The organism is Empedobacter sp. UBA2044, assembly GCF_002333005.1.
Classification (GTDB): Bacteria; Bacteroidota; Bacteroidia; order Flavobacteriales; family Weeksellaceae; genus Empedobacter; species Empedobacter falsenii_B.
Map to the genome: position 1 here is coordinate 13473 of NZ_DDBA01000079.1, position 19234 is coordinate 32706.

Annotated in this window: 15 protein-coding genes; 8 read left to right on the top strand and 7 right to left on the bottom strand. The window is 31.5% G+C overall.

Going from position 1 to position 19234, the window contains the following annotated elements:
- Positions 1–70 precede the first annotated feature (70 nt).
- The 6 genes from pafA (at position 71) to B4E59_RS14435 (ending at position 6615) form a co-directional block, all read left to right on the top strand.
- A complete protein-coding gene (pafA, locus tag B4E59_RS14410; RefSeq protein ID WP_286494818.1) occupies positions 71–1717 on the top strand; it encodes an alkaline phosphatase PafA in 1647 nt (548 codons plus the stop codon).
- A 406-nt stretch (positions 1718–2123) separates the two neighbouring features.
- Positions 2124–3185, top strand: a complete 1062-nt coding sequence (bsh, locus tag B4E59_RS14415) for a bile salt hydrolase (RefSeq protein ID WP_286494817.1) — start codon at positions 2124–2126, stop codon at positions 3183–3185.
- Positions 3186–3239: 54 nt separating this feature from the next.
- Positions 3240–4409, top strand: coding sequence for a porin (locus tag B4E59_RS14420; RefSeq protein ID WP_291053631.1), 1170 nt, complete (start codon positions 3240–3242; stop codon positions 4407–4409).
- Between the two features lie 70 nt (positions 4410–4479).
- Entirely contained in the window at positions 4480–5256 is a 777-nt protein-coding gene (locus B4E59_RS14425; protein WP_286494815.1) for a hypothetical protein, read from the top strand.
- 21 nt (positions 5257–5277) lie between these two features.
- Positions 5278–5715 carry a copper resistance protein NlpE gene (locus B4E59_RS14430; protein ID WP_286494814.1) on the top strand — a complete coding sequence of 146 codons (438 nt, stop codon included), beginning with the start codon at positions 5278–5280 and terminating at the stop codon, positions 5713–5715.
- Between the two features lie 69 nt (positions 5716–5784).
- Positions 5785–6615: a sulfurtransferase gene (locus B4E59_RS14435; protein WP_291053634.1), complete on the top strand. Its 831-nt coding sequence runs from the start codon at positions 5785–5787 to the stop codon at positions 6613–6615.
- Positions 6616–6677: 62 nt separating this feature from the next.
- Here B4E59_RS14435 and ctlX read toward each other — a convergent pair whose 3' ends face one another.
- The 5 genes from ctlX to B4E59_RS14460 form a co-directional block, all read right to left on the bottom strand.
- A complete protein-coding gene (gene ctlX, locus B4E59_RS14440) occupies positions 6678–7625 on the bottom strand; it encodes a citrulline utilization hydrolase CtlX (RefSeq protein WP_286494812.1) in 948 nt (315 codons plus the stop codon).
- 1 nt (position 7626) lies between these two features.
- On the bottom strand, positions 7627–8541 hold the full coding sequence (locus B4E59_RS14445) for a dimethylarginine dimethylaminohydrolase family protein (protein WP_291048210.1): 915 nt from the start codon (positions 8539–8541) through the stop codon (positions 7627–7629).
- A 78-nt stretch (positions 8542–8619) separates the two neighbouring features.
- On the bottom strand, positions 8620–9597 hold the full coding sequence (locus tag B4E59_RS14450) for an amidohydrolase family protein (protein ID WP_125349365.1): 978 nt from the start codon (positions 9595–9597) through the stop codon (positions 8620–8622).
- Positions 9598–10063: 466 nt separating this feature from the next.
- On the bottom strand, positions 10064–10345 hold the full coding sequence (locus B4E59_RS14455) for a hypothetical protein (RefSeq protein ID WP_038335788.1): 282 nt from the start codon (positions 10343–10345) through the stop codon (positions 10064–10066).
- A gap of 43 nt (positions 10346–10388) precedes the next feature.
- Positions 10389–12623, bottom strand: coding sequence for a RelA/SpoT family protein (locus tag B4E59_RS14460; RefSeq protein ID WP_291048205.1), 2235 nt, complete (start codon positions 12621–12623; stop codon positions 10389–10391).
- Positions 12624–12984: 361 nt separating this feature from the next.
- On the opposite strand from B4E59_RS14460, the gene B4E59_RS14465 reads away from it, so the two are divergent.
- Positions 12985–14892, top strand: a complete 1908-nt coding sequence (locus tag B4E59_RS14465; protein ID WP_115000246.1) for an AMP-binding protein — start codon at positions 12985–12987, stop codon at positions 14890–14892.
- Between the two features lie 97 nt (positions 14893–14989).
- Positions 14990–16861, top strand: coding sequence for an Nramp family divalent metal transporter (locus B4E59_RS14470; RefSeq protein WP_038335783.1), 1872 nt, complete (start codon positions 14990–14992; stop codon positions 16859–16861).
- Between the two features lie 57 nt (positions 16862–16918).
- Here B4E59_RS14470 and B4E59_RS14475 read toward each other — a convergent pair whose 3' ends face one another.
- Together B4E59_RS14475 and B4E59_RS14480 are read right to left on the bottom strand one after the other, a co-directional pair.
- Positions 16919–17437 carry an ankyrin repeat domain-containing protein gene (locus tag B4E59_RS14475; RefSeq protein WP_115000247.1) on the bottom strand — a complete coding sequence of 173 codons (519 nt, stop codon included), beginning with the start codon at positions 17435–17437 and terminating at the stop codon, positions 16919–16921.
- Between the two features lie 61 nt (positions 17438–17498).
- Positions 17499–19022, bottom strand: a complete 1524-nt coding sequence (locus tag B4E59_RS14480; RefSeq protein ID WP_180906765.1) for a catalase — start codon at positions 19020–19022, stop codon at positions 17499–17501.
- Positions 19023–19234: the final 212 nt, after the last annotated feature.

Genomic DNA, 19234 nt, shown 5'->3' on the forward strand with positions numbered 1-19234 from the left:
ATTTTTTAATTATTATTTAAATTTAGCCCAAAATTTAATTGTTACATTTGCTATGTGTAAAATTTTTAAAATGAAATTTAATAAAACTTTTTTAAGTGTTTTAGGGTTATTTGCTGGTCTTTCGCTATATGCGCAACAAGAGGTTAGCCGTCCAAAACTAGTAGTTGGTATCGTTGTCGATCAAATGCGATGGGATTATTTATATCGTTACCAAGATAGATATTCTACAGGAGGTTTCAATCGTATGTTAAACGAAGGTTTTAGCAACGAAAATACCTATATTCCTTATATACCTACTTATACAGCTATCGGTCATAGCACTATTTATACAGGTTCTGTGCCTGCTATTCACGGAATTGCTGGGAACGATTTTATCATTCAAGCAACAGGACAAGAAATGTATTGTACGCAAGATGATGCTGTAAATGGGGTTGGAACTTCATCAAAAGCAGGAAAAATGTCTCCAAAAAACTTGTTAACTTCTACAGTTACTGATCAATTAAAATTATCAACAAATTTCCGTTCAAAAGTATATGGAGTTTCGTTAAAAGATCGTGGAGGAATATTACCTGCAGGTCATTTTGCTGATGCTGCTTTTTGGTTTGATGGAGAATCTGGTAACTGGGTTTCGAGTACATTTTATATGAATGAGTTGCCAAAATGGTTACAAAAATTCAACGATAAAAAAGTTCCTGAAAAATATTTAGACAAATGGAACACACTTTATCCGATTGATACTTATGTACAAAGTGAAAAAGATGGAAATCCATATCGCGAAAATTATAAAGGATTAGATAAAATGCAATTTCCTTATGATTTGAAAGCGTTGAAAAAAGAAAATGGTTTAGGTTTGATTCGCTCTACTCCTTTCGGAAATTCGTTAACAAAAGATATCGCGATTGAAATTATTGATAACGAAAAATTAGGTCAAAATGAGAAAGGAATTACAGATTTTTTAGCGGTTAGTTTCTCTTCTACTGATTATGTTGGACATCAATTTTCTCCAAATACAATCGAAGCCGAAGATACTTATTTGCGTTTAGATAAAGACTTGGAACAATTATTTAATCACTTAGACCAAAAAGTTGGAAAAGGGCAATATTTAGTTTTCTTAACTGCAGATCATGGTGGAGCTCATAATCCTAAATATTTCCAAGATAAAAAAGGTAATGCAGGATACTTTCCAACTGGAGAAGTAAAAAAAGCATTAAATGCTAAATTACAAGAGAAATTCAAATCTACTGATATTGTACGCTCATTGACAAATTATCAGGTTCATTTGAATTATCAAACGATCGAACAAAATAAATTAGACGAAGAAGATATCAAAGAAGAAATCGTAAAGTTTATGCAAAAAGTTGATGGTGTTTCTTTCGTAGCTGATATGGATAAAATTGGAGAAGCTTCTATTCCTGCGATTATCAAAGAACGAATGGTTAACGGTTACAATCGTAAACGTAGCGGTGCTATTACTTATATTTTAGAACCACAATGGTACGGCGGAAAACAAAATGCTGGAGGAACAACACACGGAACTTGGGGGGCTTACGATGCTCACATTCCATTTGTTTTGATGGGTTGGGGTATAAAACATGGTAAAAATAATAACCGTGTTTATATGACAGATATCGCACCTACAGTTGCCGCTTTGCTACATATAGAAGAGCCAAACGGAAATATTGGCGAACCAGTTTCTGAAGTAACAAATCCAAAATAATCTTATAAAAGATAATTCTAAAAACGCAACTTAATTAGTTGCGTTTTTTTTTGTTTCTATAATTATTATTTACTCTATTTCAATTGTTTAAATTTTATAATTAAAGAAATTAACGATTAACATCTATAACATTATTTTGATAAATAATAAGCTCATATTATTGATAATGAGAAAAATATAAATAAGAGGGGGTAATGAGGGATTTGTTTTAAGAGGAAAATCAGCATTTTTCGTTGATTTGTAATAGAAGATAATTATACAAAATCATGAGAAATTATAGAACGTTATAATATTCCAAAAACAACATTGTATAAATGGATAATTTTTAATATTCTGCACAATATTAGTAAAAGAGTATAATTTTCTCCAATTAAATTAATAACTTTAATATTCTAAATACATCATAATGAAAAAGACTTTTTTAAGTAAATTAACTTTGACATTATTTTCTACCAACCTATTTTTTTTATTATCTCCACAACTAGATGCTTGCACAAGAGTTGTCTATAAAGGTCCAGAAAATACTGTAATCACAGCTCGTTCTATGGATTGGAAAGATGAAATTGATGCAAATATTTGGGTTTTTCCTAGAGGTATAGATCGATCTGGCAACGTTGGAAATGCTTCGGAAAAATGGACTTCAAAATACGGAAGTGTAATTGCAAGTGCTTGGGACATTGCGACAACAGATGGCATGAACGAAAAAGGACTTGTTGCGAATGTTTTGTGGTTAGTAGAAAGCCAGTATCCTCAATTTAATCCAAAAGGAACAAAGCCAGGTGTTACAATTGCAGCTTGGGCACAATATGTTTTAGATAATTATGCTACAGTAAAAGAAGCTGTAGATGATTTGAGAAAAGAAAAATTTGTAATTGTTTCTGACTACATTCCAGGTACTCAAAAATTTACAACTTTACATCTTTCAATTTCTGATGCAAATGGAGACAATGCAATTTTCGAATATGTAAACGGGAAATTAAAAATACACCATGATCCTTCTTATACAGTAATGACAAATTCTCCAGTTTTTGATGAGCAATTAGCAATTAATCAATATTGGAAAGGGATTCCAGGAACAATTATGTTACCAGGAACTAACAGAGCTGCTGATCGTTATGTAAGAGCATCATATTACATTAATGCAATTCCGCAAACCGCTGATACTCGCACTTCTACTGCAAGTGTTTTTAGTGTTATCAGAAATGTATCGGTTCCGTTAGGAATTTCTTCAGAAGCAGAACCTAACATATCGTCTACAAGATGGAGATCAGTTTCTGATCATAAAAATCTTGTTTATTACTTTGAAACTACAAAAACTCCAAATACATTTTGGGTTGATTTAAAGAAAATTGATTTTGGTAAAAATGCAAAAACAAAACGATTAAGCGTAAGTAAAAATGAAACGTATGCTGGCGAAACTTCACAACTTTTTAGTGATACAAAACCATTTACATTTGTTGGAATTTAGATCGAAAAATTAATCAATATTTTTCTTGCAAATAGTTCTAAATCAACATTCAATATGATTGCCAATAACAAACATTTTATATCTGCCTTTTTATTATTAGGATCTATTGTTTATGCTCAAAAATCAAATGATACAATTGATATTTCGATAAGACCTTACACTAGTTTGAGAGGTCATCTTGCTGTGCATGATAAAGTAATGGAGCTACAAGAAAATGCCTCTCGTGCTGGAATTGAAATTAATCTAAAAAAAGGAAATATTGCATTTGTAGCTGGTATTGAACTCCAAATAAATATGTTCAAAGGTAACTCGTCGTTTAATGTTGATGGAAATTTAGATAGTGATCTTTTGACAATTGTTTCAGAACAAAAACAACAAGTTTTTGGTAATCGCTTGGGTTACTTAGGTATTGATTTGTCTAAATATGGTAAAATAACATTTGGTAAACAATGGAGTGTTAACCGTGATGTTACAGCTTATACAGATCGTTTTAATGTATTTGGAGGACGCGCTTCTGCAACTTTTACAGGTGGAACAGATGGTGGTTTGCTAGGAACAGGACGAGCAGATCAATCAATAATTTATAGAAATAAAATTAAAGCTTTTCAATTTGGTGCTCAAATCCAAACAAAAGGTGGAAATGATGATAAGATTATTGATGGTTTTGGTTTTTCAGCTCAATTAGAATTAAATCAAAATATTAGTATTGGAGCTGCATTTAACCGTGCTTTTATAGCTCAAAACTTAATTGATGATAATCATATCTTAGGTTTATCAGGACATCCAACTTTTTATTCAATTGGTTTAAAATATACGAGTAAACAATTTGATGTTAGTCTACTTGGAATTTTACAGCAAAATGGTGATTTTATACCTATTTCATATCAATCTGAAAATACAATTAATCCTTCATATGTTTTTGATGCAAAAGGTTTTGAGACAGCGTTGAAATATAAACTAAATAAATTTTCAATTTTAGGAGGTTATAATTTATATGTTCCTGAAACAAAGAAATCTGTAGAAAATATAATCATTGATAAAAATTTCAGACGAAGTGATTTCATTACAGGATTAGAATATTATCCGATGAAATATGTACAATTATATACAGAACAGCGTATCTCTTTTGGTAAAAATTATATTGGTAAAAAAGAACAAAGTGTTTTTACATTGGGAATGAAACTAGATTTATCTAGACAATTTAATAAGAAACTTAACCTATAATAAAACCACAACTAACTTAACTTTTCTCTCTATCATTTGAAATAATTAATAAAACGAAACTTAAAAAATTATGTTTAACTTTTTTCAAAAAAGCACATTTTTAATTCTATTAGCATCAAGTACGCAAACTTTTGCTCAAGACTCAATTCAGCCAGATGATTCTTGGCATTTCAAAGTAGAGCCAAATATGATGTTGCCTCATATGAAAGGAAAAGCGAGTGTTTCTCGACTTCCGAATGTACATGTAAGTCAATCCCCTTCAGACTTTTTTGAGCATTTGAAATTTGCTGGAATGTTAATTTTTGAAGCCGAAAACAAAGATTGGGTGATTACATCTGATATTATTTATGCTTCTTTAGCTGCAAATGTTAAAAAAGACCCTTTAGTTTTGGATGGTAAATTAACAGCAAAACAATTCTCTTTTGAAGCAGGTTTATTGAGAAAAATTACACCTTGGCTAGAAGCTGGTATTAGTATGAACCTTGTAAATATTAAATCTGGATTTGATGTAAATCTAATCAATCCAGTTTCTTTAAAACCAATGCATTTAGATCGTAGTATTTCTAAAACTTGGGTAGATCCAATGTTAGTTGCAAGAACAAGAAGTTTACCAAACAAAAAGTTTTTGTATAATGTTTCTGGAGAAATTGGAGGATTTGGAATCGGCTCAAAATTAGCATGGCAATTAGAAGGATTGGCTGGTTATCAATTCTCTGATTTATTTTACGCAATGGCGGGCTATCAAATCATAAGTATGGACTACGAGAAAGGAAGTAACAATTCCAACTTTGTTTATGATATGGATATGTTTGGACCAATGATAAAAATTGGCTTTAACTTAAAATAATAACTTTAAAATAAATATATTATGAAAAAATTATTTGTATTATGTGCTTTTACAAGCATATTATTCACAGCTTGCGAAAAAAAGACTGAAAGTACTCCTGCCACTGAAAATAAATCATCACAAAAAATCGATGACTCCACTTCTCAATCTGCTTTAGATTGGGACGGAACTTATGAGGGCGTGATCCCTTGTGCTGATTGTGAAGGAATTAAAACAGAATTAACTTTAAATCAAGATAATACATATACCTTAACAGAGGAATATATCGACAAAAACCTAAAGGTTGAAAATCAAGGTAATATTACGTGGACTGATGATGGTAATTCAATTTCATTAAAAACAAAAGACGATGAATATAAACGTTATAAGGTTGGAGAGAATATTTTATTCCAATTAGATTTAGAAGGAAATGAAATTACTGGAGCTTTAGCACAAAATTATCAGTTAAAGAAAAAATAAATAAGATAGATAAGAAAACGTAACCAAAAATGGTTGCGTTTTTTTACTTTTATAAAAAATAAAACAGAAATGACTTTCAATTCACCAATCATATCAACACAAGAATTACATGATAATCTACATCTTAAAAATTTAATTATTTTAGATTGTACGATTGATAAAGTTGGACAATCAATAAAAGATCAAGAATTAAAATTAATTCCGAATTCTCTTTTCTTTGATTTGGAAGGAAAATTTTCTGATCATTCTTCGCAATTTCCTCATACATTTGTTGATGAAGAAACTTTTACAAAAGAAGCTCAAAATTTGGGCATTAATCAAGATTCTATCATCGTTTGTTATGATCGTTGGGGAGTTTATTCGAGTCCGAGAGTTTGGTGGATGTTCAAAGTAATGGGACACAATGAAATATATGTTTTAGATGGCGGATTACCTGTTTGGATGGATAATAATTTTGTCACAACTTCTACTTATTTTCTACCTACTATAAAAGGTGACTTTATTGCTGACTTTCAATCGAATTGGTTTGCTGATACACAAGTTATGTTAAATGCAATAAATGATGATTCAAAAATGATTATAGATGGATCAGAAGGGCGTTTCAAGGGGACTTCTCCTGAGCCAAGACAAGGTTTACGAAGCGGACATATTCCAGCTTCTAAGAATTTATTTTTTGAAAATGTTTTGGCTGATACATCATATAAATCAAAAGAAAAACTGAAAGCAATTTTCGAAAAATTGACAGATTCATCCAAAGAAAATATTTTTTCGTGCGGTTCTGGTGTTACAGCTTCCATCCTAGCCTTGGCTTCGACAATTGCAGGTTTTGATAAGGTAAAAGTTTATGATGGTTCTTGGTCTGAATGGGGCGCTGACGAAAATTTACCGATTGAAAGATAGTTTAAAACTATTTTGCATGATTTACAAATCCGAGTAAAAAACTCGGATTTGTAAATTTTAAGCTAAATGTTTTTATTTTTTGGTAAGAAAACTTCCGCCATCATACAGCGAGCGCTTCCTCCTCCTAATTTTTCAATCAAATCTATCTTAACAGGTAATATTGGATTATAAGCCTCAATTTTAGAAATTTGTTCTTGATTAAGCGAATTATAAGCCGTTTGTGACATCACCAAATATGATTGTCCTAAACCTCCAACTTGCAACATATTGCCAGCAAATTGATGCACTTGTGCTTCTGTAATTGCAATTATTTCTTTTCCAGCTTCTAATAAATACTCACAAACTGTTTTCTTTTCTTTTTTATCATCGATAGAATCCAAACAAATAATCGCATACTTATCTGCAATACACATCATTACATTTGTATGATAAATTGGTTTGCGTTCTCCATTTACAGTTTGATTCGCATGAAAAATAACTGGCGTATATTCTAATTCCTCACAAAATTCAATCAATAAATCTTCATCAGTTCGTTGAGAAATACATGCATAAGCCAATTCATGCTCGCGATCAAGAATAATACTTCCTGTTCCTTCCAGGAAAATTTCGTCTTCTTCTGCCGATGTAAAATCAATCACATCATCAATATGAAAACCTTTTTCTTCCAACAAACTCAATACATCTTCTTCACGACGCTCTTGTCTCCTATTTTTTGCAAACATAGGATATAACACAACATTTCCGTTATCATGAAAAGAAATCCAATTGTTTGGGAAGATTGAATCTGGCGTATGCGGTGAAGCAGTATCTTTGATCGTGATAACATTTACACCTTTTGAACGCAAAGCAGAAACCATTCCTTGAAATTCTTCTAACGCTTCTTTCTGAATATCTTCTTGAGAATCTGTTGTTTCTGTTTGGAAATAATTGTTAACAGCCGTTTCTGGATTGTAATAAAAAGCTGTTGGCTCAACCATCAAAATAGTTGACGTATATTGTTTTTGTTTCATGTTATTTTCTGATTAATGGCATTGTAGAACATCTTAGTAAACCTCCCATTTTAGAAACTTCGCGGTAATTAATTCGTTCCACTTTTATGTTCCATACATTTTCTAAATGATCATTTAAACGTATAAAATTTTTCTCAGAAACAACAACTTCAGGAGAAATTGAAAACACATTTGGATTCATCCAATACATTTCTTCTTTTGTTACTTCGAATAAATTTTCTTTTCCAAAAATATCGACAATTTGCTGATATTCATTCTCAAATAAAAAGCCATCTTTGTAAATAATTGCTTTGTCTTTCCCAACAGGATTGAAAGTGCAATCTAAATGTAAAATTCCTTCATATGGATTTTCATCATTCTTTTTCAATTCAAAATCCAATACTTTTTTATTCGGAAATTTAGCTTTGATATACTTTACAAACTCAACATTTGTACGTCCTGTTTTATAATTTTTGAAATCTGCTTGTTTGTACGTTCCAACAAAAATATAATCGTTATACAAAATCACATCGCCACCTTCTACATAAACTTCTTCTGGTAATGCATTGATTTTATTTCCTTTGAATTGACGTTTTATTTCGCGATACGCTTGCAATTCTTCTAAACGATCTGGAATAATATTCGAGATAAAGAATTCATCATCAATAACAAAACCGACATCTCGAGAGAAAACTTGATTGCAATCTTCGATCAATGTTGGACGTAAAACTTCAACATTATATTTCTTCAAAACTTGTTCAAATTCTGACATTTCCGCAATCAAATCTTCTTCTTTTGGATAATCATTATTCTTTACGGTTTCATAAGATTTGGCATCGAACGTCTGATCAAGTGTTGGATTAGCTCCGTTAGATTCTGCTCGACCCAAGACTACAGTTTGCAGTTGAGCCGTTTCATTCTGTACATTTAATCGCATAATTTATTGTAGTTTTTAATTTTATGTTCCAAAAAAAATCCCGCAATAGCGAGATTTAATTTTGTATAAATATACATTTTATTTTTGAATTCCTAAAGCTTTCAAACCATTTACTGTTGCAATATTTGAAAGTTGTTCCACATCATAAAAGTGACAAGACTCTAGCATTACTCTCAATTCTGTAAGTAAATGACCATCAGAAAAAGGTTTATAAATATCATTAATATTATCTGTTCCGAAGGCAACGTTAATTCCTCTTGGAATCATTTCATCAACTGGCGTTACCGAGTTGTGCGAAGGCGCCAAACGCTCTGTACGATTGTGATCTATCCAAGCAGTTGGACAAGAAACAATGTGCATATCTGCTTTTTTAATTAAATCATATAATTCGTAACGATATTTTCTTGGATGAGCCGCTACAGAAATTGAGTGAACCGCAGAAACTTTTCCTTGCATTCCGTGTTCAATCGTTTTCAAAGCTAATTGTTCCGTTTCTTTTTCTTCGTCTGTGTTAAATTGATCAACATGAACGTGAACCAATTTATTTTTTGCTTTTGCAGTTGATAATAAAATATCTAAATGCTCATCTTCTCGACCGAAATCTTTTGCAGGTAAACCTCCGATAATATCCACAAAATCAGAAGACATATCAAACCATTCGCGCGCTTTTGGATCGATAACTCCTTTCAGTACTTGATTTGCAAAACGCATTTCGATGTCTTTTCCGTAATTATCTTTTAAGCGTTGAGCAGCTTGTATACTACGATCTTCAATCACTTCATCCGCATCAATAAAAGAACCAATTGCTTGACAACCTTGCTCTAACATGAAATTAATCGCTTTTTCCATTCGGAAATAAATATCATCAACAGATGAATTACGTTTCATATCATCAACTAAATGCCATTTTTCTTTTAAGTAAGAATTTGATAATGCGAAAGTGTCCGAAGTCAATGAATAAGCTCTATCTAAGTGTGAATGCGTATTAACCCAACCTCCTTTTTCGTTGATTTTTTCAAGTACTTCTTCAATTGGATTATAGTTCTGTTTGTTCATCGTGAGTTTGTTTGTTTTCGGGATGTAAAATTAACAAGATTATTCAATAGAAATGAAGCGATATTATCAAAAAGATTTCTGTAACTTTGTGCCTTTGTTAGTAACATGAGCAAGCAAAAAAAATCCAACAATAGTTGGACTTTTTTGTTTGTTTATTTTTTTTAAGAAAAAGTTCTATTTTACCATCTGGATATTTTGAATTAGGCTTTGTAAATTTTAAATCATCTACTAAATCCATATTTACTGCAATAAAACTTGCATAATCAACATCTTTTCCGTCAATTGAATAACCTATTTTTAAATCTTTTTTTGGTTAAGAAATGATTAATTTAGAATTTTTAATTCCAGGAATTGTATCATTCAAAGTTTTAGATTGTGCAAAACTCAACAATGGAAGAAATAAAAAAGCTAATAGTAATTTTTTCATATCATTAATATTTGTTCCATAATTTCTCAAACTTTTATGTTATGATTCTTTCTCTTTTTTGGAAACAATATCAATTTTTCCGTTTGGATATTTTTTATCTGTTTTGATTACTGTAATATATTTAATTTCATCTGGACTCATTTTCGTAAAAATACTTTTATCAACTCTCTCTCCATCAATAAAAATTGCAGGTCTACTATTTTCATATTCAGAAATAGATATAGAACTTGGTACAATTCTATTTAAAACTTTTTCATTTGAATTTTCTTGTGCAAAACTCAACATTGGAAGAAATGCAAAAGCTAATAATATTTTTTTCATAAATCGTTAATTTATATAAAGTTAATTAAATATTTTATAAAAACTAATTTTTGTATGTTCGTTTTACAGATTGAATTCCTTCAATATTTTTCATTTCCATCATGATTTTTTCTAATTCGGCTTTATTTTTAACTGAAACTGTAATCTTTCCATCAAAAATACCTGCATCCTCAGATAAATTAATACTATGCATGTTCAACGAGTTATTTTTTGAAATAACTAACGTAATATCACTCACCATTCCAGCTCGATCCAAACCTTGTAACTCAATCAACGCTTTAAATTCTTGTTGAGAAGAATCAATCCATTTCGCTTTTATAATTCTGTACGCATAATTTGCTTGTAACGAAACTGAGTTTGGACAATCTACCTTATGTACTTTTATTCCTTTTGAAACTGTGATAAAACCATATACTTTGTCACCCGGAATTGGATTACAACAACTCGCTAATTCATAATCTAAACGCTCTTCATCATTCCCAAAAACAAGACTATCTAATTTCGTTTTGTCGATAGAAATATTATCTTTTTTAGTTGTATTGAATGTTGATTTTCTGAAACGGTTAATCAATCCTGTGAAACCAGTATTTCGTTCTGCAAATTTACGTAAATCATTGTTGTCAATAATTCCCATTGCAACATTATAAAATACATCTTGACTCGAACTTAACTTAAAGTATTGCTGTAACTGATTAATCGTATTTTCACTAAAATCAACCTTTAAATGTCTTAATTTACGTTGAATAATTTCTTTTCCATCTTCTGCAACTTTACGTTTATCTGAGTTTAAAGAAGCTTTAATTTTACTTCTCGCTTTACTCGTTACAACATATTCTAACCACTCTAATTTTGGTTTTTGTTGTGTTGATGTAATGATTTCTACTTGATCACCACTTTGCAATTGATGCGACAGCGGATACAATTTTCCATTCACTTTTGCACCCAAACAATGGTCACCAACATTGGTGTGAATAGAGTAAGCAAAATCCAACGAACTCGCTCCTTTTGGTAACGAATGCAAGTCTCCTTTTGGCGTAAAAACATAAATCTCTTTGGAGTACAAATTGAACTTGAAATTATCCATAAACTCAATCGCATCCTTAGTATCTTCTTGCTCCAACATTTCACGAACTTGATGAATCCATTCATCAACTTTCGTTTCGTCGTCCGATATATTTTCTTTGTATTTATAATGTGCTGCGATACCCATTTCGGCAACTTCGTCCATTCTTTCGGAACGAATTTGTACTTCTACCCAACGCGCTTGTGGTCCCATAACCGTTACGTGAAGCGATTCATAACCAGTAGTTTTGGGTTGAGAAATCCAGTCGCGCATACGTTTTGGATTTGGAATAAATAAATCCGTCACCAACGAATAAATTTTCCAAGCTAAGAATTTTTCATTCTTTTTATCTGAACGATAAATTACACGAATCGCAAACAAATCAAAAACTTCCTCGAAAGGAATTCCTTGATTAATCATTTTTCGATAAATTGAATTGATTGATTTTGAACGACCTTTGATCTCAAATTCTAAACCTTCGGCTTCAAGTTTTTCTGAAATAGTCTTACAGAAATCATCAATGTATTTTTTTCTTTCGGCTTCAGTTTCTGTTAATTTATGTTCAATATTAAAATATGCATCTGGTTTAGTGTATTTCAAACTCAAATCTTCTAGTTCAGATTTGATGTTATACAATCCCATTCTGTGAGCCAAAGGCGCATATATAAAAATAGTTTCGGATGCTATTTTTAACTGTTTATCCTCTCGCATACTTTCTAACGTACGCATATTGTGTAAACGATCGGCAATTTTGATCAAAATCACACGCACATCTTCAGATAAAGTCAGTAATAATTTTTTATAATTTTCAGATTGTATCGAAACATCTTGTTTATTTAAGACAGCAATTTTTGTTAATCCATCTATAATTTTTGCAATCTTTTTTCCAAAAAGTTTCTCAATATCTTCTAACGTATATTCAGTATCTTCTACTACATCATGCATTAAAGCCGCAGAAATTGATGTAGCACCAAGCCCAATTTCGTCAGCAACAATTTTGGCAACAGCAATCGGATGATAGATATATGGCTCGCCTGTTTTTCTACGCTGATCTTTATGCGCATCAACAGCCAAATCAAAAGCTTTACGAATCAGCTTTTTATCTTCATCTGATAAAGTGACATATGTATTTTGAAGCATCTCTTTATAACGTCTCGTTATCTCAATGTTCTCTCTCTCTAATTGTTCGTCTGTAATAACATGAGGCGTATCCATCTTTCTTATGTTTTTGTTGATTTAGAAAAAAGCTTTAATTCCCTTTATTTATCTGCTTTCTTCGAAGGATTAAATATACAATATTTTATTTTTTATTGACTATAATATTCAACTGATTTTATCACGTTTTTTAAGTCTTTATTTTTAATCAATCTAATTTATAACGTACTTTTTACACTATTAATTTAATAATAAAAGTTGATTAATATAATCTGATTTTATCAATTTACAATTATATACTACTTTTTATTGTATAGTTGATAAATAATTAACTGTCCTAAAACAAACATTTTAAACTTTATTATTAATTCTAAACATTTTTCTAACTTAACAAAACAAATAAAACACAGCACACACATAAATGGATTACAAAACTTTATACTCAAAAAGTATTGAAGAACCTGAACTTTTTTGGAAAGAAGAAGCGCAGAAATTAGCATGGTCAACTTACCCTGAACAAATCTTAAAACAAAATGAAAACGGATATTATTCGTGGTTTGTTGACGGAAAAATAAATATGAGCCGTTTGGCTTTGGAGGAAAATATAAAAGCTGGACGCGGAGAACAATTTGCTTTAATTTACGATTCTCCTGTTACAGAAGTTGTTCAAAAAATTACGTACAATCAGCTTTTAGAAAAAGTAAGTCGTTTTGCAGGAGGTCTTACATCCTTAGGATTATCAAAAGGTGATACAGCAATTATTTATATGCCTATGATTCCAGAAGCAATTGTTGCGATGCTTGCTTGTGCGAGAATTGGTGTAATACATTCTGTTGTTTTTGGAGGTTTTGCAGCGCCAGAATTAGCTATTCGTATTGATGATGCTCAACCTGATGTTATTATTTCTGCGTCTTATGGAGTAGAAATTAATCGTCAAATCAACTATAAACCATTGATTGATGAAGCAATTGAATTAACACTTTACAAACCAAAAAACATTGTCATTTTTGAACGTCCAAATCACACCGATGATTTATCAGCAGAAAACGTTCATACCTATGATGAAATGTATCAACATCAACCTATAGAACCTATCGAAGTTCCAAGTACACATCCATTATATATTTTGTATACTTCTGGAACAACTTCTACGCCAAAAGGTGTCGTACGCGATACAGGAGGTTATGCAACTGCACTAAATTCGACAATGAACTATTTTTATGATTTAGAACCAGGTGATACAATTCTTACTGCAAGTGATATTGGTTGGGTTGTTGGACATTCCTATATCGTTTATGCGCCGTTAATTTATGGTGTTACAACGGTTATTTATGAAGGAAAACCAATCAAAACTCCTGACGCTGGAGCTTTTTGGAGAATGGTTGAAGAACATAAAATCAAAAATGTTTTCACAGCTCCAACAGCAATTCGAGCAATTCGAAAAGAAGATCCAGAAGGAAAATTATTCCAAAAATACGATACGTCAAGTCTGAAACGTTTATTCTTAGCAGGAGAACGTTGTGATACATCTACTTATTATTGGTTAAAAGAAATTTCAAAATTACCCGTTATTGATCATTGGTGGCAGACAGAAAGCGGCTGGCCAATGTTAGGAATTTGTGTTGGAATCGAAAATATAATGCCTGAACCTGGCGCAGCTGGATTACCTGTTTTTGGGTATAATATAAAAATTGTAAATGAAGAAGGACAAGAAAATGATATACGAGAGGAAGGTTCTATCGTGATTCAGCTTCCACTTCCTCCTGGTTGTATGACAAGTTTATGGCGAAATGAACACCGATTTATAAAAGGTTATTTTCAACAATTTCCGAATCATTATTTAACTGGTGACGGAGGTTTTAGAGATGAAAATGGTTTTGTATTTATTACAGGTCGAACTGATGATATTATTAATGTCGCTGGTCATAGGTTAAGTACTGCAACAATGGAAGAATTGGTTTCTTCTCATCCTGATATTACAGAATGTGCGGTTGTGGGAATTAAAGATGAATTGAAAGGTCAAATTCCAATAGGTTTGATTGTTACAAAAGAAAACGCATCAAAATCGGAAGAAGAAATCGAAAAAGATTTGATTGCTTTATTACGCAAAGAAATTGGCGGAATTGCCTGTTTCAAAACATCTATAATAGTTAACAGACTACCAAAAACACGAAGCGGAAAAATATTACGCAAAACTTTATCTCAAATTGCAGACGGAACACCATTCACAATTCCATCTACAATTGATGATGCTACAGTTTTAGATGAATTAATTCACGAATTTTCAAGAAGAAACGTAGGTCTAGCCTTTGCGATTTCGTCAATATAATCCATTTTATTCATTCACTATTTCAAAAGCAGTAATTCCTACTATTACTGCTTTTTTTATTCATTTTTACATAAATTTGAATTAGAAATATCATTCAATGCCAAATCAATCCAAATCATTAGAAGATGTGCACGAAAGTGTTCAAATCAAAAAAGGAAAGTTTAGAAAAATCCTAAGTTTTTTTGGACCTGCCTACTTAATAAGCGTTGGTTACATGGATCCGGGAAACTGGGCAACCGATTTAGCAGGCGGCAGCCAATTTGGTTATACTTTGATTTGGGTTTTATTGATGAGTAACATAATGGCTTTGTTATTACAAAGTTTATGTACACGTTTGGGAATTGTTCGACGAAAAGATTTGGCGCAATGTAACCGAGAAACTTATCCGAAAGGAATGAATCTCATCTTGTATATTTTAGCCGAAATAGCTATTGCAGCTTGTGATTTAGCAGAAATTTTGGGAATGGCAATTGGTCTAAATTTACTTTTTGGAATAGATTTGATCTATGGTGTTTTAATCAGTTTCTTAGACACTTTTCTCCTACTTTATCTTCAAAAATTAGGCATGCGAAAAATGGAACTTTTCATTGTTGGTTTAATCACGATGATTGGTTTATGTTTTTTAACCGAAATGTTTTTAGCAAAACCAGATTTTGGAGAAGTTGCAAAAGGATTTATTCCATCTATTCCAAATAGCGCTGCATTGTATATCAGCATTGGTATTATCGGCGCAACTGTAATGCCGCATAATCTTTATTTACATTCTGCACTCGTCCAAACGCGGCAAATAAAACGCGATGATTTTTCAATCAAAAAAGCCCTCAAATATAACTTTTGGGATAGCGCAATTGCTCTGAATTTAGCCTTCTTTGTCAATGCTGCAATCTTAATTTTAGCTTCATCCGTATTCCATAAAAACGGCTATCACGATGTTGCAGAACTGAGCGATGCTTATAGATTATTGGGGACAACTTTAGGAACAGATTTGGCTCCAAAATTATTCGCAGTTGCTTTAATTTTAGCTGGACAAAGCTCTACAGTTACAGGAACTTTAGCTGGACAAATTGTGATGGAAGGATATTTACATCTACGTATTAATCCTGTTTTGAGAAGAATTTTGACACGATTATTAGCCGTAGTTCCAGCAGTTGTAGTCATTCTTATTTTTGGAGAAAAAGAAGTCGGTTCTTTACTAATTTTCAGTCAAGTTATCCTAAGTATGCAATTGGCTTTTGCGGTAATTCCGTTGATTCATTTTGTGAGTGATAAAGCGAAAATGGGGAATTTTGCAATCAATACAACAACCAAATTTTTTGCATGGACAATCGCTTTTATTATTTCATTTCTGAATGCGCAATTGGTGTATGAAGAAGTTAATAAATGGATGGCAAATAGTGAATCTTACACTTTAAATATTTTTCTTATAGCGTTAGAAATAGGACTTTTAGTTTTATTATTGCTGACATTTTTTATTCCAATTATGTTGAAGAAAAATGAAGAACATCAAAAGGAAATTCATGAACCATTTGAGAAGTTTACGTTAGAAGAAATTTCGAATCAACATTTCAAAAAGATTGTTGTTGCGTTAGATTTTTCGAAAACGGATAGAAAAGTGATTAATTATGCGACACAATTAGCTACTACAGAATCTACCATTATTTTGGTTCATATTGTCGAAAGTGCTTCTGCAAAATACACGGGAGAGCGTACGAATGATGAAGAATCTCTGTCAGATTTGAAACGTTTAGAACAATATGCAGAGATCATTCGACCTTTGTTTAATGAAACTAAAATCGAATTAGGTTACAATAATCGAATCAATTCAATTGCTGAAATTTGTAAACGAAATCAAGCAGATTTGTTGATTGTTGGTTCGCACGGACACCGAGGTTTTATGGATTTTATTTTTGGAGAAACGATTAATAAATTAAGGCATCGCGTTAATATTCCGGTCTTTATTGCAAAATAATAAAAAGCCATTCAGAATTTTTCTGAATGGCTTTTTGATTAGATTAAAATATAAAAATTATTTGATCGATAATAATTCAATCATTTCTTTATTTTCTTGTAAAATAGCATGATCTAAAGCAGTTTTACCATTATTATCTTTAATGTTTAAATCTGCACCAGCTTCGATTAGTTTTTTGGCAATTTCATTTTGACCAAATGTTACAGCAAAAATCAAAGCAGAAGCTCCATTAAAATTCACTTGATTAACATCAGCCTTATTCGCAATTAGTAAATTTACCATTTCAGGAAATCCTCTAAAGACGGCTCCCATCAACGCATTGTTTCCAGATAAATCTTGCGCATTAGGATTTGCTCCTTTTGATAATAATACTTTCGCAGCGTCTGAACTGTTATTATAAATCGCTAAAATTAAAGGTGTAAATCCACGTTGATTTGCTTCATTTACATGTTTTCCATTCGAAATTAATTCTTCTATTTGCTTCACATTATTTTCTCTCGCCGCACTAAACAAATCTTGTGCATAAATTGAAGAAAAACTGAATAGAAATAAGGCTAAAAATATATACTTTTTCATGATAATATTGATTTTATGAAAGTCATGGAGCCAAACTCAATCGACTCCAATCCAATAGAAATTATTTTGGTAAATATTGCTTTACATCGCTCATAGAAGTATTTGTAGCCTTCATCAAACGTGTTCCATATTCTGTATTTGCTTGGTAAAAATGTGCAATCATTTTATGAACAATTACTTTATTTTTAACCGAATTTAAAGCTCCAGATAAATTTTTGATTAAGTTATCTTGATCTTTTTTAGAGAATGATTTGTACAAATCTCCAGCTTGTACAAAGTTATTTTCTTTATCAATGACATGCTGAGTTGTTATAGCTCCTGCAGGAAAAACAGATTTTGAATACTTGAATTTTGCATTATCTACAACCTCAGGAAGATTAGTTGAAGGTTGATAATTTACATCACCTTTTTGCTCACGGATCGACATATAACCGTCTTGATTATATGTTTTTACACTATTTTTTGGTGCATTAACAGGAATTTGTTGGAAATTACCCGTTAAACGATGACGTTGTGTATCAGAATAGGAAAACAAACGACCTTGTAACAATTTATCTTCAGAAGCTTCAATTCCTGGAACCAACGTAGCTGGAGCAAATGCTGCTTGCTCAACTTGTTGAAAATAATTCGTTGGATTCTCATTCAATGTCATTGTTCCAACTTTAACTAACTTTACAACAGATTCTGGCCAAATTTTCGTTACATCAACAGGATTGAAATCTAATTTATCAAAATCTTCTCGTTTCAATAATTGAACATATAAATCCCATTTCGGAAAGTTTCCTTTGTCGATTTCATTACGTAAATCTAATGTTGCATGTTCTATTTCAGTCGATTGAATTTTATTCGCTTCTTCTTGTGTTAAATTTTTCGTTTCTTGTTGAGGAACCCATTTGTATTTCACATAAGTTACTTCACCTTTTGCATTTACCCATTTGTAAGCATGTACACCATTTCCTTCCATTTGACGAAAATTTGCAGGAATTCCATAATCTGAAAACAACCACGTTAACATATGCGTAGACTCTGGTAAATTAGAGAAAAAATCAAATACACGATTTGGATCAGATGCGCCATTTGTTACAGGAGATGGCCTGAAAGCATGCACCATATCTGGGAATTTGATCGCATCTCGAATAAAGAAAACAGGTAAATTGTTTCCAACTAAATCGTAATTTCCTAGTTCTGTGTAAAATTTAACAGCAAATCCACGTGGATCACGATAAGTTTCTGGCGAACCTTGTTGATGCGTTACAGTTGAAAAACGTACAAATAATGGTGTTTTTTTACCAGCTGTTGACAAGAAATCAGCCATTGTCACATCAGAAAAATCTTTATCAGCTACAAATTCTCCGAAAGCTCCAGCTCCACGCGCATGAACAACACGTTCTGGAATACGTTCGCGATCAAATGCTGCTAATTTTTCAATTAAATGAATGTCCTCCAACAAAACTTGTCCGTTATTTCCGATTGTTTTAGAATTTTGATTATCTCCAACTGGAGCGCCTGTGTTTGTTGTTAATTGTTGGGCAAATCCAATCGTAGAAAGGAATGCTAAACTTAATACTAAACTTCTTTTGATCATAATTATAGTTTTATTCTTTATTTATCATTTTAAGACAGAGCAAAACTAAATCTGTTATAATTATAAATCAAATCTATAAAATCTATTAGATATAATTAATTTTTATAATAATTATAACCCAATCCTTTACAAGGAAGAAAAAGGTGATATATTATTTCGCAATAAATGAATAAATAAAAATGATGAAGAATTTTAGAAATAAAAAAAAACCA

Excerpts from the sequence above, each read along its gene's own strand:
- pafA (WP_286494818.1), top strand. The coding sequence starts at position 71 with ATGAAATTTAATAAAACTTTTTTAAGTGTTTTAGGGTTATTTGCTGGT.
- bsh (WP_286494817.1), top strand. The coding sequence starts at position 2,124 with ATGAAAAAGACTTTTTTAAGTAAATTAACTTTGACATTATTTTCTACC.
- B4E59_RS14420 (WP_291053631.1), top strand. The coding sequence starts at position 3,240 with ATGATTGCCAATAACAAACATTTTATATCTGCCTTTTTATTATTAGGA.
- B4E59_RS14425 (WP_286494815.1), top strand. The coding sequence starts at position 4,480 with ATGTTTAACTTTTTTCAAAAAAGCACATTTTTAATTCTATTAGCATCA.
- B4E59_RS14430 (WP_286494814.1), top strand. The coding sequence starts at position 5,278 with ATGAAAAAATTATTTGTATTATGTGCTTTTACAAGCATATTATTCACA.
- B4E59_RS14435 (WP_291053634.1), top strand. The coding sequence starts at position 5,785 with ATGACTTTCAATTCACCAATCATATCAACACAAGAATTACATGATAAT.
- ctlX (WP_286494812.1), bottom strand. The coding sequence starts at position 7,625 with ATGAAACAAAAACAATATACGTCAACTATTTTGATGGTTGAGCCAACA.
- B4E59_RS14445 (WP_291048210.1), bottom strand. The coding sequence starts at position 8,541 with ATGCGATTAAATGTACAGAATGAAACGGCTCAACTGCAAACTGTAGTC.
- B4E59_RS14450 (WP_125349365.1), bottom strand. The coding sequence starts at position 9,597 with ATGAACAAACAGAACTATAATCCAATTGAAGAAGTACTTGAAAAAATC.
- B4E59_RS14455 (WP_038335788.1), bottom strand. The coding sequence starts at position 10,345 with ATGAAAAAAATATTATTAGCTTTTGCATTTCTTCCAATGTTGAGTTTT.
- B4E59_RS14460 (WP_291048205.1), bottom strand. The coding sequence starts at position 12,623 with ATGGATACGCCTCATGTTATTACAGACGAACAATTAGAGAGAGAGAAC.
- B4E59_RS14465 (WP_115000246.1), top strand. The coding sequence starts at position 12,985 with ATGGATTACAAAACTTTATACTCAAAAAGTATTGAAGAACCTGAACTT.
- B4E59_RS14470 (WP_038335783.1), top strand. The coding sequence starts at position 14,990 with ATGCCAAATCAATCCAAATCATTAGAAGATGTGCACGAAAGTGTTCAA.
- B4E59_RS14475 (WP_115000247.1), bottom strand. The coding sequence starts at position 17,437 with ATGAAAAAGTATATATTTTTAGCCTTATTTCTATTCAGTTTTTCTTCA.
- B4E59_RS14480 (WP_180906765.1), bottom strand. The coding sequence starts at position 19,022 with ATGATCAAAAGAAGTTTAGTATTAAGTTTAGCATTCCTTTCTACGATT.